The 15541-nt window shown below is 56.9% G+C and carries 13 protein-coding genes and 1 tRNA gene; 5 read left to right on the top strand and 9 right to left on the bottom strand.

Annotated features, from left to right (window positions below; translation table 11 throughout):
- Positions 1-18: 18 nt before the first annotated feature.
- Positions 19-999, top strand: coding sequence for a DMT family transporter (locus MGEO_RS17525; RefSeq protein ID WP_085640857.1), 981 nt, complete (start codon positions 19-21; stop codon positions 997-999).
- A 96-nt stretch (positions 1000-1095) separates the two neighbouring features.
- Positions 1096-1172: transfer RNA gene (locus MGEO_RS17520), tRNA-Pro, on the top strand.
- A gap of 29 nt (positions 1173-1201) precedes the next feature.
- On the opposite strand, the gene MGEO_RS17515 is transcribed toward MGEO_RS17520, so the two are convergent.
- The 9 genes from MGEO_RS17515 to mutM form a co-directional block, all read right to left on the bottom strand.
- Positions 1202-2224 carry a phosphotransferase gene (locus MGEO_RS17515; protein ID WP_085640780.1) on the bottom strand — a complete coding sequence of 341 codons (1023 nt, stop codon included), beginning with the start codon at positions 2222-2224 and terminating at the stop codon, positions 1202-1204.
- Complete coding sequence (locus MGEO_RS17510) at positions 2221-3450, bottom strand: acyl-CoA dehydrogenase family protein (RefSeq protein ID WP_085640778.1); 1230 nt, start codon at positions 3448-3450, stop codon at positions 2221-2223. The genes MGEO_RS17515 and MGEO_RS17510 overlap by 4 nt, the downstream gene beginning before the upstream one ends.
- A 141-nt stretch (positions 3451-3591) precedes the next feature.
- Positions 3592-6009 carry a DNA topoisomerase (ATP-hydrolyzing) subunit B gene (gene gyrB / locus MGEO_RS17505; protein WP_085640776.1) on the bottom strand — a complete coding sequence of 806 codons (2418 nt, stop codon included), beginning with the start codon at positions 6007-6009 and terminating at the stop codon, positions 3592-3594.
- Between the two features lie 107 nt (positions 6010-6116).
- Entirely contained in the window at positions 6117-7226 is a 1110-nt protein-coding gene (gene recF / locus MGEO_RS17500; RefSeq protein WP_085640774.1) for a DNA replication/repair protein RecF, read from the bottom strand.
- A gap of 29 nt (positions 7227-7255) precedes the next feature.
- Entirely contained in the window at positions 7256-8374 is a 1119-nt protein-coding gene (dnaN, locus tag MGEO_RS17495; protein ID WP_085640772.1) for a DNA polymerase III subunit beta, read from the bottom strand.
- A 154-nt stretch (positions 8375-8528) separates the two neighbouring features.
- Positions 8529-9914 (bottom strand): chromosomal replication initiator protein DnaA, encoded by a 1386-nt coding sequence (gene dnaA, locus MGEO_RS17490; protein ID WP_233139983.1) that lies wholly within the window; start codon positions 9912-9914, stop codon positions 8529-8531.
- Between the two features lie 478 nt (positions 9915-10392).
- Positions 10393-10656: a 30S ribosomal protein S20 gene (gene rpsT, locus MGEO_RS17485; RefSeq protein WP_085640770.1), complete on the bottom strand. Its 264-nt coding sequence runs from the start codon at positions 10654-10656 to the stop codon at positions 10393-10395.
- Between the two features lie 155 nt (positions 10657-10811).
- On the bottom strand, positions 10812-11588 hold the full coding sequence (locus MGEO_RS17480; RefSeq protein ID WP_085640768.1) for an enoyl-CoA hydratase: 777 nt from the start codon (positions 11586-11588) through the stop codon (positions 10812-10814).
- Between the two features lie 65 nt (positions 11589-11653).
- Entirely contained in the window at positions 11654-12505 is an 852-nt protein-coding gene (gene mutM, locus MGEO_RS17475) for a bifunctional DNA-formamidopyrimidine glycosylase/DNA-(apurinic or apyrimidinic site) lyase (RefSeq protein ID WP_085640766.1), read from the bottom strand.
- An 85-nt stretch (positions 12506-12590) separates the two neighbouring features.
- On the opposite strand from mutM, the gene ubiE reads away from it, so the two are divergent.
- The 3 genes from ubiE to MGEO_RS17460 all read left to right on the top strand — a co-directional run.
- Positions 12591-13343, top strand: a complete 753-nt coding sequence (ubiE, locus tag MGEO_RS17470) for a bifunctional demethylmenaquinone methyltransferase/2-methoxy-6-polyprenyl-1,4-benzoquinol methylase UbiE (protein WP_085640764.1) — start codon at positions 12591-12593, stop codon at positions 13341-13343.
- Position 13344: 1 nt separating this feature from the next.
- The gene (ubiB, locus tag MGEO_RS17465; protein ID WP_085640762.1) at positions 13345-14877 is read left to right on the top strand and encodes a 2-polyprenylphenol 6-hydroxylase; all 1533 of its coding nucleotides are present in this window, start codon (positions 13345-13347) and stop codon (positions 14875-14877) included.
- A gap of 201 nt (positions 14878-15078) precedes the next feature.
- The coding region (locus MGEO_RS17460; RefSeq protein ID WP_143746289.1) for a transglycosylase SLT domain-containing protein at positions 15079-15541 on the top strand (463 nt) is incomplete at its 3' end.

The raw sequence follows: 15541 nt of genomic DNA, 5'->3' as shown, positions 1-15541 counted from the left end.
CTGAAAATGGGGCCAGCCGTGTCTTCGAATGTAAAAGGCGCAGTGCTGGCCCTGATCGCTTTCGGTCTTTTCTCGACCCATGACGTGTTCATCAAGACGCTTGGGGCGACGTACTCACCAGTTCAGATCGTTTTCTTCAGCGTATTGTTGAGCTTTCCCCTGGCGACGATCATGCTGATGCGGGACGCAAAGCCGGGAACGCTTGTTCCGGTTCACCCTTGGTGGATGGCCGTCCGGACAATGGGCGCCGTGGTCACGGGTGTATCTGCGTTTTATGCGTTCTCGGCGTTGCCTCTGACCCAGACATACGCGATCCTCTTTGCGACCCCGCTTCTGATCACCGTTCTTTCGATTCCCATTCTTGGGGAAACCGTCCGGTTGCAGCGCTGGATGGCCGTGATCGTCGGTCTGATCGGTGTCATGGTCGTTCTGCGCCCGGGGTCCACGGACCTGACTCTTGGTCATGCTGCAGCTATTCTCGCGGCTTTTGGTGGTGCGTTTGCATCCATCGTGGTCCGAAAAATTGGAGCTGAAGAACGCCCGGTTGTCATGCTTCTTTACCCTATGGTGGCCAATTTCGTGGTCATGGGGGCGGCTTTGGCGTTCGTTTACAAGCCGATGCCGATCGAGCATCTCGGATTGCTTGCAATCATTTCGCTGATGGCGTGGATCGCCGGGCGCATCATCATCACGGCATACCAGACCGGAGAGGCCGCGATTGTAGCCCCAATGCAGTATTCCCAGATTCTCTGGGCGACGGCATATGGGCTTCTTTTCTTTGGCGAGACCACGGATCTGTATACGGCGCTGGGCGCTACGATCATCATTGCATCGGGATTGTTCATTGTTTTCCGAGAAAGCCGTTCCGGAGCTTCCAAGAATATGCCTGTGTTGCGGACCAGAAGCCGCATCGGCACACCGTCAACCTTGCGGTTGAGTGGATTGATGACATCCGGTCGGTTCCGGGACCGGATCAAGACGGCACAGGACGAAGCATAGCGTGCATATCGGGTGCAATGCTCAAAAAACGCTGTCACTTCCTTTAAATCAACTCTTGTCAAATCCGTACGTGGGCAGTAGTTCCCGCTGCACGGTCGGGCTGTAGCGCAGCCTGGTAGCGCACCTGCTTCGGGAGCAGGGGGTCGGAGGTTCGAATCCTCTCAGCCCGACCAATTTCCAGACAGAGTGAATACAATAACGGTTAGACCGTGCCTGCTGCGCGAAGGCCGCCTTCGGCGAAGACCGGGACGAAGGCTCCGAGTTCGAGCGCTTTCTCCGGGTTTGAAGCATTTCCATCAAGTGCTCGGCGTTTCACGCCCTGCAGGATCGAAGCCATGCGGAAATAGCAGAAGGCGAGGTAAAAGCCGAACCGATCAATGCCGGGCAAGTCGAGACGGTGGCAATAGGACTCGATAAAAGCCTGATCCTCCGGGATACCCAGTGACTTTCGATCCACTCCAGCCAGTCCACGCCCGGTGTCGCCCGGAGGCAGGCCCCATTGCATGATAACCGCCGCAAGATCCGCAAATGGATGGCCGAGCGTCGACAATTCCCAGTCCAGCACAGCAACACAGGCTGGATGGCCCGGAGCAAAAAGCAAATTGTCGATGCGATAGTCCCCGTGGACCAGCGTGACCCGCCCGTCATCTTCGGGAAGATTAACCCGTAACCAGTCGATCAGCGCGTCCATGTCGGGAATGCTTTCGGTTTCGCTGGCGCGGTACTGCTTGGTCCAACGGTCAATCTGGCGCTGATAGTAGTTGCCTTGCGGCCCGTAATCCGAAAGGCCGGTCGCATTTAGATCGACGGAGTGGATCGCGGCCAGTACGCGGTTCATGTCGTCGAAAATCGCGGCGCGTTCCTGTTTGTCGAGACCGGGAAGACGGGGATCGACAAATGTTCGGCCCTCGACGAAATCCATTACGTAGAACATCGAGCCAATAACACTGTCGTCCTCGCAGAGCGCGTGCATGCGGGAAACAGGCACATCCGTCCCGGCAAGCGCCTTCTGAACGCGAAACTCGCGATCGACCGCGTGGGCTGACTTCAAGAGCTGACCAGGGGGCTTGCGCCGCAGAACATAGACGCCTGACTCGGCGGTCAGCTTGAAGGTCGGGTTTGACTGTCCAGTGGCAAACTTCTCAACCGAAATCTGCCCCCGAAAACCTGGCACATGCGCTGTCATCCATGTCTCGACAGCCGCCGGATCGAAAGTCGCGCTCATCCGTTGGTGTATTTGCGCAGTTCGGCCCGCGCGACCTGGCGGCGGTGCACTGCATCCGGGCCGTCGGCAAAGCGCAGGGTGCGAAGATGCGTCCACATCCGCCAGAGCGGTGTGTCCTGGCTGATCCCGGTGCCGCCATAGAGTTGCATTGCCTCGTCCACGACCTTGAGCGACATGAGCGGCGCGACCACCTTGATCTGGCTGATCCAGGGCTGCGCAGCGCGTGTCCCTTGCGTGTCCATCATCCACGCCGCTTTCAGACAGAGCAGGCGGGCCTGTTCGATCTCCATCCGCGCATTGGCGATGATGTCGTAATTCGCGCCCAGATCGATGATCCGCTTCCCAAAGGCTTCGCGGTGAAGCCCGCGCAGACACATGAGTTCAAGCGCCTTTTCCGCCAGCCCGATAGAACGCATGCAATGGTGAATGCGTCCCGGCCCAAGCCGCCCCTGGGCCACTTCAAACCCGCGCCCCTCACCCAGAACGATGTTCCGGGCAGGTACACGGACATCCGTGAACTTCAGGTGCATGTGCCCGTGTGGGGCATCATCCTGGCCGAAGACATGCATCGGGCGCAGCACCTCTATGCCCGGCGTGTCAGCATCCATGACGAACATCGTGTGGCGGCTGTGCTTGGCTGCCTCAGGGGCTGTACAGGCCATCAGAATGTAGACAGCGCACCGCGGATCCCCGGCGCCGGAAATCCAGTACTTCTCGCCGTTGAGCACCCAGTCATCGCCGTCTTTCCGGGCCTCGAAGGCAAGCTGAGCCGCATCCGACGACGCCACGCCGGGTTCCGTCATCACATAGGCCGAACGGATATCGCCATCGAGAAGGCGTGTGAGCCAGCGGTCTTTCATCCACTGCGCGCCGTAGCGTTCCAGCACTTCCATGTTTCCGGTATCGGGGGCAGAGCAGTTGAACACCTCGGCGGCAAGATGCACCTTGCCCATCTCTTCTGCGAGATAAGCGTATTCTACGGTAGTCAGGCCGTGACCCTTGTCACTGTCTGTCAGCCAAAAATTCCACAGCCCACGCTCCTTGGCCTTGGCTTTCAGCCCGTTGAGTATCTCCAACTGCCTCGCGGTATGCTGGAACCGATCCCCGGAGGGATGCTTGCCGACCTCTGCGTGGTATTCTCCATCCAGCGGCGCGATCTCGTTTTCCACCATCGCCCGCACCTGTTCCACCAGTGCGCGCACGCGTTCCGACATTCCAAGGTCCATGCGTCCCGCTCTCCCCTACGTGACAATCTAGCGAACAGTAGAAGCACTTGCGTCGGACGACCAGAGCCGACGCGCCACGAACCAATCGTTACTCATGTTCCGCGCAGTGCGCCTTGCGATTTCCGAATGTGCAAAGCCAAATCAGAAATCGAGGTTCTCAACACTGAGCGCATTTTGCTGAATGAATTCTCGGCGCGGTTCCACGACATCACCCATCAGTTTGGTGAACAGATCGTCCGCTTCCGTCATGTCATCAACCTTGACCTGCAGCAGAGTGCGCGCGTCCGGATCCAGCGTGGTTTCCCATAGCTGATCAGGATTCATTTCACCCAGACCTTTGTATCGCTGCAGGGTGAGACCCTTCTCGCCCTCATCAAGGATGGCGTTGAGAAGGTCCAAGGGACCGTGGATCACCTGACGGCGATCCTTTCGAACAAGCGTTGCCGGCTGATTGTAGACAGCCTGGAGACTTTGCGTGAAACTTCCCGTTTTCCGCGCCTCACCGGACCGCAGCATCGGGCCGTCCAGCGTCCTGACTTCCTCGACGCCGCGCAGAATGCGGGCCAGACGAACACCGCGATCCTGTGTGATCCGTCCTTGCCACCCGCGCTCATATTCCAATGCAATGAGGTCAAGGCGCTGTGCAACCTTGTCCGCGACGCCCTGAAGGTCCGCATCTACGGCGCCCTGAACGAAAGCGCCGGCAATGGCGGCTTGCTCAAGGATGTGGCGTGGATAATGCGTAGGGAAAGCATCAAGAACGCGTTTGAGTTGTCGTGCTTCCTCAACCACCCGAGCGAGATCCTGACCCGAAATGGTTTCGCCGTTCCCTTGCACCAGCTGTGCACCTTCGACACCCATTTGGATCAGATAGTCGTCCAGCGCAGCCTGATCCTTGAGATAAACTTCCGACTTGCCACGGGCCACTTTGTAGAGCGGCGGCTGTGCAATATAGAGATAACCGCCTTCAATCAATTCGGGCATCTGACGATAGAAGAAGGTCAGCAACAGCGTGCGGATATGCGCGCCGTCAACATCGGCGTCCGTCATGATGATGATCTTATGATACCGAAGCTTCGCGATGTTGAATTCATCGCGGCCGATACCTGTTCCGAGCGCCATCACCAGATTGCCGATTTCCTGACTGCCGAGCATCCGGTCAAAGCGAGCGCGTTCGACATTGAGGATCTTGCCGCGCAAAGGCAGGACAGCCTGCGTGCGACGATCACGCCCTGTCTGGGCAGAACCGCCGGCGCTGTCACCCTCGACCAGGAACAGTTCCGTCTGGGACGGGTCTTTTTCCGAGCAGTCTTTGAGCTTACCGGCAAGGAAGTTCACATCCATCGCCGTCTTGCGGCGCGTCAGTTCACGGGCCTTGCGGGCGGCTTCCCGTGCCAGCGCGGCTTCAATGATCTTTCCGACGATGATCTTGGCCTCGTTCGGGTTCTCTTCGAACCATTCGGCCAGTTTTTCGTTGACCAAACCTTCAACTGCCGGGCGTACTTCGGACGAAACAAGTTTGTCCTTCGTCTGGCTTGAGAACTTCGGATCCGGCACCTTGACTGACAGCACGCAGGTCAGGCCTTCGCGGGCGTCGTCGCCGGTGAAGTTGACCTTTTCCTTTTTCGCGATGCCCGAAGACTGCGCGTAATTGTTGATCGTGCGCGTCAGCGCACCTCGAAAACCTGCAAGGTGGGTGCCGCCGTCGCGCTGCGGGATGTTGTTGGTAAAGGGCAAGACGGTTTCGTGGTAGCTGTCGTTCCACCACATGGCCACTTCGACGCCAATGCCATCTTTTTCACCGGTCATGAACACGGGCTCAGGCATGACCGGAGACTTTGATCGGTCAAGGTATTTGACGAATTCGCGAACGCCACCTTCGTAAAACAACTCGGACTTGAGAGGTTCCGCCGGGCGTTCATCCTCGAGGATGATGCGCACGCCAGAGTTCAGGAATGCAAGTTCGCGCAGCCGCTTTTCCAAAGTGTGAAAATCATAGTCGAGGTTCGAGAAAGTGTCGGTGGAGGCCAGGAACCTGACTTCGGTTCCCTTCTCGCCCTCGGCATTGCCGACAACCTCCAGATGCTTGACGGTGTCGCCGCGTTCGAAGCGCGCTATGTGCTCTTTCCCGTTGCGCCAGACTCGCAACTCCAACCAATCCGACAGCGCGTTCACAACCGACACGCCGACGCCGTGTAAGCCACCTGAAACCTTATAGGAGTTCTGGTCGAATTTTCCGCCTGCGTGCAGTTGAGTCATGATGACTTCGGCAGCCGAAACGCCTTCTTCCTCATGCAGATCGACTGGAATCCCGCGACCATTATCGCGCACTGAAACGCTGTTGTCGGCGTGGATTTTGACATGAACAAAATCCGCATGGCCAGCCAGTGCTTCGTCAATTCCGTTATCGACCACCTCGTACACCATGTGGTGCAGACCCGAGCCGTCGTCAGTGTCACCGATATACATGCCAGGACGCTTGCGAACGGCCTCCAAGCCTTTGAGAACCTTGATGGAATCCGCGCCGTATTCTTCCGGTGCCTGTGCGGGGTCTGCCATGTACGTGCCCTTTGTTTTTCTGCTGATTTTATACGCTAAAGCCAAAGGGTTGTCACGCAACTGACACAAGATTTAGCGGTCGAGTGATTTACCCGGCGGACAGGTCGTTACGCAGTCTCGAATGGTGTTACGACTGTGCGCCCTTCTTTTTCGCTTACCTCGAAATACTGCGCACGTGGCCCAAGTTCGGTGAAGAGTTCGGCACCGGTTCCCGTCATCCAGGCTTGAGATCCCAAAGCGCAAATCTCATCATAAAGCGCGGCTCGGCGGTTGGCATCGAGATGTGCTGCAACCTCGTCCAGAAGAACGATGGGAGCGGCCCCGAAATCTTCGACCAGAGCACGTGCGTTCGACAAAACGAGTGAAATCAACAACGCTTTCTGCTCACCAGTTGAGCTGTCGGCTGCGGGAACGCCTTTGGTTGCAAAAACGCCATACAGGTCGGCGCGATGCGGACCGACCAGAGTTCGACCAGCGGCAAGGTCTCGAAAGCGACTTTCTTCAAATGCGCTGCGGAGATCTTCGGCGGAATCGGGCATTTCGCCTTCTGTTTGGACAAGTTCGAGCTCAGCTGTTGGAAACTCAGTACTTGCCTGATCCTGCGCCAACAGAATGCGCTCCAATGCCCTTTGTCTGTTCTGATGAATTTGAGCTCCGGACTGCGCCATCTGCAACTCAAGAGCTTTGTACCACATTGGGTCGCGCACCTGATCCTTCAGCAGCCGATTTCGCTCTCTCATGGCCTTTTCATATAGTAGCGAGGTTTCGCCGTGTTGTGGAAAGAAGCTGAGCGTCATGCGGTCGAGAAATCGTCTGCGACCCTCCGCCCCTTCGATCCAGAGCCGGTCCATCGAAGGGAGCAACCAAAGCAATCGCACCAGTTCACCGAGCCTCGTTTGAGGTGCGGGTTTGTCGTTAATCCGGACTTGCCTTGGGGACCCCTGTTCCGATTGAAACGCGATGTCCTGAAGACCTTCTGGTGTTTGCACGAGCCCTGTCACCTTCCATCCAAGGCTTTCAGGGCGGCGGGTCATGTCCTGTGCAGAGGCCCGGCGCATCCCACGACCGGGTGAGAACAGCGATACGGCTTCAATTAGATTGGTTTTGCCTGCACCGTTCGGGCCGAAAAGAACGACCGGTCGTGCATCGGGTTCAATCGACACATGCAGATGCGACCGGAAATGCGATAATTCAAGGCGGTTCAGGTGAAGCGGCAACAGCGCCCCCGTTCAAAGGCGCGGCAGGCTTACACCCGCATCGGCATCACGACATACACCGCGCTGGTGTCATTGCCTTCGCGCATCAGTGTCGGATCGCCCGCTGAATTGAACATGAAAACGGCGTTCTCGCGGTCTACCTGACTCGCGATTTCGAGCAGGTACTTTGCATTGAATCCGATTTCGAGCCGGTCATCGGCGTACGCAACAGCCAATTCTTCTTCGGCCGCACCGCTGTCTGGAGCATTGACAGACAGGACCAGGCGATCTTCGTCCAACTGCATCTTTACAGCACGGGACCGCTCTGATGACACGGTTGCTACACGATCGACAGCTTTTGCAAACTCTGCGGCGTCAACCTCGAGGCGGCGAGTATTGCCCTGCGGGATCACCCGTGTGTAATCGGGGAAGGTGCCGTCGATCACTTTGGACGTCAGCGTGATGTCCGGCGTTGCGAACCGGACTTTGGTTTCCGAGACAGAAACCGCGATTTGCATGTCGTCATCGTCCAACAGCTTGCGAAGTTCGCCTACAGTCTTTCTCGGTACGATCACGCCAGGCATGTCAGACGCGCCGTCCGGCAATGGCGCATCGATCCGGGCGAGGCGATGCCCGTCCGTGGCGACGCAGCGCAGGGCCTTGCCATCCTCGCTGTCAGCAACATGCATGTAGACGCCATTGAGATAGTAGCGTGTTTCTTCCGTCGAGATCGCAAATTTGGACTTGTCGAATAGCCGACGCAGAACTGGCGCAGGGGCCGAGAAATTCGCGCTGTATTCGGATGACGCCATGACCGGGAAGTCTTCTTTCGGCAGAGTCGCAAGAGAGAAGTTCGAGCGGCCCGCTTCGACAGTAAGACGGCCAGACGCACTGTCTTCGGAAACAGATACCAAAGCACCGTCCGGCAGTTTGCGAACGATTTCGTGAAGCGTCACAGCGGAAACGGTCGTTGCTCCGGCGCGCTCCACCTGAGCAACAGCGCGATCTACAACCTCGATGTCGAGATCCGTCGCGCGAAACTGAACGGTCTCGCCCTCAGCCTCGATCAGAACGTTTGCCAGGATGGGAATGGTATTGCGCCGTTCGACAACGGACTGCGCCTGCGACACGGCCTTGAGCAGCGTTCCGCGTTCCATGCTGAATTTCATGCGTTCATCCCCCGACTGGCCGGACGCCGACAGTAACCCCCATTAGGGTTGCTCTCCAAGCCCTTGTTTTGCAATTTCTTGGCCGGATTGCGCGCAGGGTCAAGGGCGGGCGTGCAGTAAAGCACGCCATAGCCGGGTTTGTTGTGTCTGGGACTCAGGCTTCGAGCGAACGGCGGAGCAGTTCCACGTCTTCCGCAATCTGAGCGTCCTGTTTCTTGAGCTCTTCGATCCGGCGGACACCATGCATGACTGTGGTGTGATCACGCCCCCCAAAATGCCGGCCAATCTCGGGGAGCGAGCGTGTGGTCAACTGTTTGCACAGATACATCGCAATTTGGCGCGGACGGGCAAACGTGCGGACCCGTTTCGGGCCGACCAAGTCAGAATGGCGGATGAGGTAATGGTCGGCGACCTTGCGCTGGATTTCCTCAATCGAGACTTTGCGCTCGGAGACGCGAAGAATGTCTGTCAGGCATTCTTGCGTGAGGTCCATCGAGATCGGTTTTCCCACGAGCGATGCAAAAGCGAAGAGTCGGGTCAACGCCCCTTCGAGAATGCGCACATTGCTGACAATCCGCGCCGCAAGGAATTCGAGAATTCCATGCTCGACCTCGAGACCGGGATACATGCGCGCATACATCTCGGACTTTGATTGAAGAATGCCCAAGCGAAGCTCGTAGTCCGTGGGGTGCAGGTCAACCACCAAGCCGCTCTGCAGGCGCGACCTGATCCGGTTTTCCATATCCTTGATTTCCTCCGGCGCGCGATCAGCAGAGATGATGATTTGCTTGTGCTGATCTACGAGTGCGTTGAACGTATGGAAGAACTCTTCCTGGGTGCTGTCCTTGCCAGCAATGAACTGCACATCGTCAACCATGAGTACGTCAACCGACCGGAACAGCTCTTTGAAGTCCATCATCTTGCGATCCCGCAGAGCCTGGACGAAGCGATACATGAACTGCTCAGCCGAGAGATTCAGGACGTTGAGATGAGGGTGGTTGTTGCGCAGCTCCCATGCGATGGCATGCATGAGGTGCGTTTTACCAAGGCCGACGCCGCCATAAAGGAACAGCGGATTGAACGTGACAGGCCCGCCCTCGGCGACGCGTCTTGCGGCCGCGTGGGCCAGTTCGTTCGGCTTACCAACCACGAAAGTGTCAAAAGTGAACCGCTTGTCCAGCGGGGAGCCGGAAAGACTGTCGGATTGAGGAGCCGCCTTTGTTTGTACTGCGGGAGCGGAAAGAGACTCTGCTTCGGTTTTGGTATTGGCAGAGGCGCGGTTTTCATTCGACGCGCTTGACGTGGCCGCATCGAACACGATCCGTCTGATAGACGGGTTCAGGCGTGTGATCTTCGACAGAAGCATGTCGCCATAATTCTGCGACACGTAGTTGCCCATGAAGTTGGTCGGAACCTGAAAGCGGGCGATTCCGTTTTCCGATCCCAAGTAGGTCAGTGGTTCAATCCAGCTTTGGAAGCTGTTCGCTCCCATCGTTTGATTTAGCTCTTCCCGAATTGTGCCCCACTGATCCTGCGTCATCTGTCCCTGTTCCACGCTCGGCATGTCATTCAACATGCTGGTTCCCCTGTCGGAGTGACATTCGTATGTCACTCTTGCGGCACATCTGGGAAAAAAGACATCTGTTGGTCGACTCAGGCAAATGAGCGACCTTGTTTTTGGCCATCAGACCTCTTGGCAAAGAGAGATCGAGACGACCCTGACATCAATTTGGACGAGGCGTTTGACCTATAATCAATTTGTGCCACCAGACCAAAATCGAAGCAGATTGTTATGTCGATTCTGAGCTGGCGGAGCCTGTCCCCCCAACGCGACGTGACTCGCAGGATTGATTTATCAACGCGGCGGGGAGTGCTTCAACTGAACTTCGTTATTGACTCAGGCAAAGCCGAAAAAGAATCTCTGACCGGTGCATCGCTGCGCAAGAGCCAACAAAAAACGCCGCCTCAAGTAGGGCGGCGTCTTGATTTTTTGAGCCGGATTAGTAACCCGCTGATTCTCAGCCCAGGGCCTTCACACGGGCTGCCAAGCGGGACACTTTGCGCGAGGCAGTGTTCTTGTGAAACACACCTTTGGTCACGCCGCGCATCAGCTCAGGTTGTGCTGCGCGCAGAGCTGCGGTTGCGGCATCCTTGTCACCCGAAGCGATGGCTTCTTCGACTTTACGGAGGAATGTGCGAATGCGCGAACGGCGCGCTTTGTTGACTGCGAAACGCTTCTCGTTCTGACGAGCGCGCTTTTTGGACTGGGGCGTATTTGCCATGCGATCTATCCTGGTTCTTCGGTTCCAAATTCAGTTGCACGACAGCCGCAAGCCCGGAACCTCAACCGGAACGATTCTTGCCAAGCGGGCAGCACGCGCATGTATCGGGGCCGTATAGCCCCAGATTCCCTAGATGAAAAGGCCCTTTGTTCGGCCTATCTGTCGCGGAACTGCGGGGTTCTCTTCTCAAGGAACGCCGCCATCCCTTCTTTTTGGTCTTCTGTCGCAAAAAGCGAATGGAAGAGCCGCCGTTCGACCAACAGGCCTTCCGCAAGCGTCGTCTCATAGGCGCGGTTCACCGCTTCCTTTACAGCATAGGTTGCCAGCATGGATTTCTCGGCAATTTTTGCTGCAGCGGACTGCGCTTCTTCCATGAGCGATTTCGCGGGCACGACACGGCTGACAAGCCCGGCACGTTCTGCTTCTTCCGCGTCCATGAAGCGTCCGGTCAGATGCATGTCCATGGATTTCGACTTTCCGACAAAACGCGTAAGCCGTTGTGTCCCGCCGATCCCCGCAACAACGCCAAGATTGATTTCGGGTTGTCCAAACTTGGCCGTGTCGGATGCAATGATAAAGTCACACATCATGGCCAGCTCGCAACCTCCGCCCAGCGCGTAGCCGGAAACGGCGGCGATGATCGGTTTGCGGACTGAACAAATCGCTTGCGATTCCGATCCAAAGAAATCGGACATGTACATCTCGACAAATGACTTCTCAGACATCTCCTTGATGTCTGCGCCAGCAGCAAAGGCCTTGGCCGATCCGGTGAGGATGATGCATCGCACTTTCTCATTCGCGTCCGCATCCGCAAGTGCGGTCGCCAATTCAGACAGAAGCTGACTGTTCAACGCGTTCAGGGCGTCCGGTCGGTTCAGTTTGATCGTGGCAACGTGATCTTCGATTTCGACGATGATCGTCTCATAAGCCATGAGTGAGGGCTCCGTTCGGTGATCTCAGGCGTGCAGCCTTACGCATGTGATCGTCACCGTTCAAGCTATCTTTGACAGGTCGGACAATAGAAGGTCGAGCGGCCCGATTGCACAATTCGCCGGATCATCGACGCGCAACCAGAGGAGCGGCATGGCTCTCCTTCCCGTCCATAAACATCGAAGCTGTGCTGAAAATATCCAAGTTCTCCATCAGTTTGCCGGAAATCACGCAGGGACGAGCCGCCCGCCTCAATTGCGTCTGTCAGTACGTCCCGGATGATGGGAACAAGTCGCGAAATGCGTTCTTTCGAGACCCTGCGCGCAGGGCGAGTGGGATGAATTTTTGATCGAAACAGCGCCTCACAGACATAGATGTTGCCCAGTCCTGCGATCGTTTTCTGGTCAAGGAGTGCCGATTTCATCGGTGTATTACGGTCTGCAAGCGCTGCGATCAGGTAATTTTCATCGAAGGTATTTCCCAAGGGTTCCGGCCCCAGGGGCGCCAACAGTGGGTGCGCGTCGCCACTGCCCGTTTCAAATAAATCCATCGCACCAAAGCGGCGCGGATCATTGAATGTGATCCGGGCACCGTTTGCCATGTCGAGCACGACATGATCGTGTTTCTCGGGGGCTGGATGATCGTGGACGAACTGGCCAAGCGGGTCGCCCGAGACAAGCATCCGCCCGGACATCCCCAGATGGATTAGCGCTGTCTCATCACTATCAAGGTCAACGAGGATGTATTTGGACCGCCGACGCAGACGCAGAACACGCTTACCCGTCAGGCGTTCGGCCATGTTCGACGGAAAAGGCCACCGCAGATCGGGTCTGTTCACTGTTGCCTTGGCGATGATTTGACCTTCCATCGCCGGGATAAGCCCGCGTCTTACCGTCTCAACCTCTGGTAATTCAGGCATTCCGCGTGTCCTGTCTCGTGTCGCCGCATTGTATCGCCGTGTGGGCGCTCTATAAGAAAGCCTGTCACGGGAAACGACAAGGCTTATGACGGACGAAAAACAATCCACCACGCATTTCGGGTTTCAGGATGTTCCTGAAAATGAAAAGGCGGGTCGCGTTCAGGGCGTGTTCAGTTCTGTCGCGTCAAAATACGATGTCATGAATGACGCCATGTCCTTCGGGATTCACCGGATCTGGAAAGATGCGATGATGGATTGGCTCGCGCCGCGTCCCGGCCAGAAACTCCTCGATGTCGCCGGCGGTACAGGGGACATTTCATTCAGGTTCCTGAAACGGGCAGGGCATGGCCACGCAACCGTTCTCGACCTCACCGAACCCATGCTTGTCGAAGGTCGCAAACGTGCCGAGGCGTCTGCCATGGGCGATAGCCTGGACTGGGTTGTTGGCGATGCGATGCACCTGCCCTTCGAGGACAATACGTTCGACGTCTACACCATATCGTTTGGTATCCGTAACGTGACCCGACCGCAGGAGGCGCTGAATGAAGCGTTTCGTGTCTTGCGCCCCGGTGGCCGTTTGATGGTGCTGGAGTTCAGCCAGATTCCGAATGACCTGATGCAGAAGGTCTATGATCTTTACTCCTTCAACATCATCCCGCGCATGGGGCAGGTCATTGCAAACGACAGAGACAGTTATCAGTACCTCGTTGAATCCATACGGAAGTTTCCTGATCAGGAAACGTTTCTGAGCATGGTTCGACAGGCCGGATTCGAGAATGCCAAGTACCGAAATCTGAGCATGGGAATCGCCTGTCTGCATTCGGGCTGGAAAATCTGACGTGAAGGGCCCGCACAACATCCTTCGTCTGATCCGTACGGGCGCTACGCTGGAGCGCACGGGCGCGATGGGCGTGGTTCTCGACGCCTTCGATGCGCCCAAACCGCTTCGCATGGCTGCGCGTCTGCTCGGCTGGCCGTTCAAGTGGCTGGGTTACAAGGGCGACCCGACCATGCCTCCGGCGCCTCGTGCGCTGACGGCTCTTGGCCCTGCGTATATCAAGTTCGGTCAGGTCCTCAGCACACGGCCGGATGTGGTTGGCGACACGATGGCGACGCAACTGCGGATCCTGCAAGATAAACTGCCGCCTTTCTCGGTCGGTGAAGCCAAGAAAATGGTCGAGTATGAACTTGGAGTATCGGTAGACAGCGTGTTTTCCGAGTTCAGTGAGCCAGTTGCCGCAGCTTCTATCGCTCAGGTCCACAAGGCGACGTTGGTTCAAACCGGAGAAACCGTGGCGGTCAAGGTGTTGCGCCCGCACATCGAAAAAGACTTCCGAAAGGACATCGACGCCTTCTATTTCGCTGCCGGTATGATCGAGGCGCTTGCCCCCTCATCGCGCCGTTTGCGCCCAATGGATGTGATTGCGCATTTCGAAGGCGTGGTCATGGGCGAACTGGATCTGCGGCTGGAGTCAGCGGCGGCATCCGAGTTCGCTGCAAACACAACGGATGATCCGGGTTTCCAGCTTCCAGAGGTAAAGTGGGAGCTTTCGGGTCGCCGGGTCATGACCCTGGGTTGGGCGGATGGAATCCCGCTTGGCGACAACGCAGCGTTGGATGCTGCCGGTCATGATCGAGTTGCCCTGAGCGAGCGTGTTCTGCAGCTGTTTCTGCAGCACGCATTGCGGGATGGATATTTCCACGCGGACATGCATCAGGGGAATCTCAAGGTCGCGCCGAATGGAGACATCATCGCTCTTGATTTCGGGATCATGGGTCACATCGACGAATACACCCGCCGTGTCTACGCGGAGATCCTCTACGGCTTTATCCGTCGTGACTACAAACGCGTGGCAGAAGTGCACTTCGAAGCCGGTTACGTTCCAAGCGATCAGGATGTCGATGAGTTCGCCCGTGCCTTGCGCGCGGTTGGAGAACCTATCTTCGGGATGGACGCCACCCGCATCTCAATGGGCCGTCTGCTCAGCTACCTGTTCGAAGTGACTGAACGTTTCGGAATGCAGACACGCACTGAACTGATCCTTCTCCAGCGCACAATGGTTGTGGTGGAAGGCGTGGCGCGCTCGCTTGATCCGAAGATGAACATCTGGAATGTCGCGAAACCGATCGTCGAGGATTACATCAAGACGAGTATAGGTCCGCGAGCTTTTGCACGTGATCTCGGAAAAACCGCGCTTGTTCTTGCGCGGTTTGGACCGCGGCTTCCCGGTCTGATGGAGCAAGCCCTGATCGCCCAAGCGCAAGGTAAAGCCGAACCGCAAAACAGCTCGGTCAAGACAGCGGTTGTTTCGGCCCTATTGGGCGCCCTGATCGGTGGCGGACTTGTAGCAGTGATCGAGGCGTTTTTCTGATCGTAACCAAATCCTAACTCTCTGACCGCTAAGGTCGCCCGGACCGGAGAATGCGAAGGGTGTCAGGTGATCAGGACTTGGGTGAAACTCCGTGCTTTGGCCGCATTTGCCACCTGCGCTTGCGCAACAACGCTTGGTGCCGGAATTTGTGATGCATCAGCGCAAAAAGCGGCCACTCGAACGGGTGTTCCGATTGATGTCATGCTCACGATTACCCGGTTGGAAACCGGGCGCGGCGCAGCGGCAGAGCCTTGGCCCTGGACAGTGAATCACGCCGGGGCCGGATCATGGTTTCAGTCAGAGGATGAGGCGCGGGCCTTTGTTTTTTCGAAGGTCAAGCAAGGCGCGTCCAACATCGACATCGGGTGTTTTCAGATCAATTATCGCTGGCATGGCCAAGGGTTCAGTTCCCTCGACGACATGTTCAACCCTGACCTCAACGCGCTCTACGCTGCGGAATTCTTGTCTGAACTTCACCGGGAATTCGGCAGTTGGACCGAGGCAGCAGGCGCATATCACAGCCGCACTCCCGAATATGCGGAGCGTTACAAATCGAAGTTTCGGTCTTTGAGGTCACACGTTGCCGAATTGGCGACAATGCTTCCGACACAAGACGCACATCTTGCGCTGTCACCAAATTGGGGAACCGCCGCGTCTTCTAGGG

The organism is Marivita geojedonensis, from assembly GCF_002115805.1.
Taxonomy (GTDB): domain Bacteria; phylum Pseudomonadota; class Alphaproteobacteria; order Rhodobacterales; family Rhodobacteraceae; genus Marivita; species Marivita geojedonensis.
The sequence above is the reverse complement of the archived record's forward strand: the minus strand, read 5'-3'. Positions and strand labels throughout refer to the sequence as shown.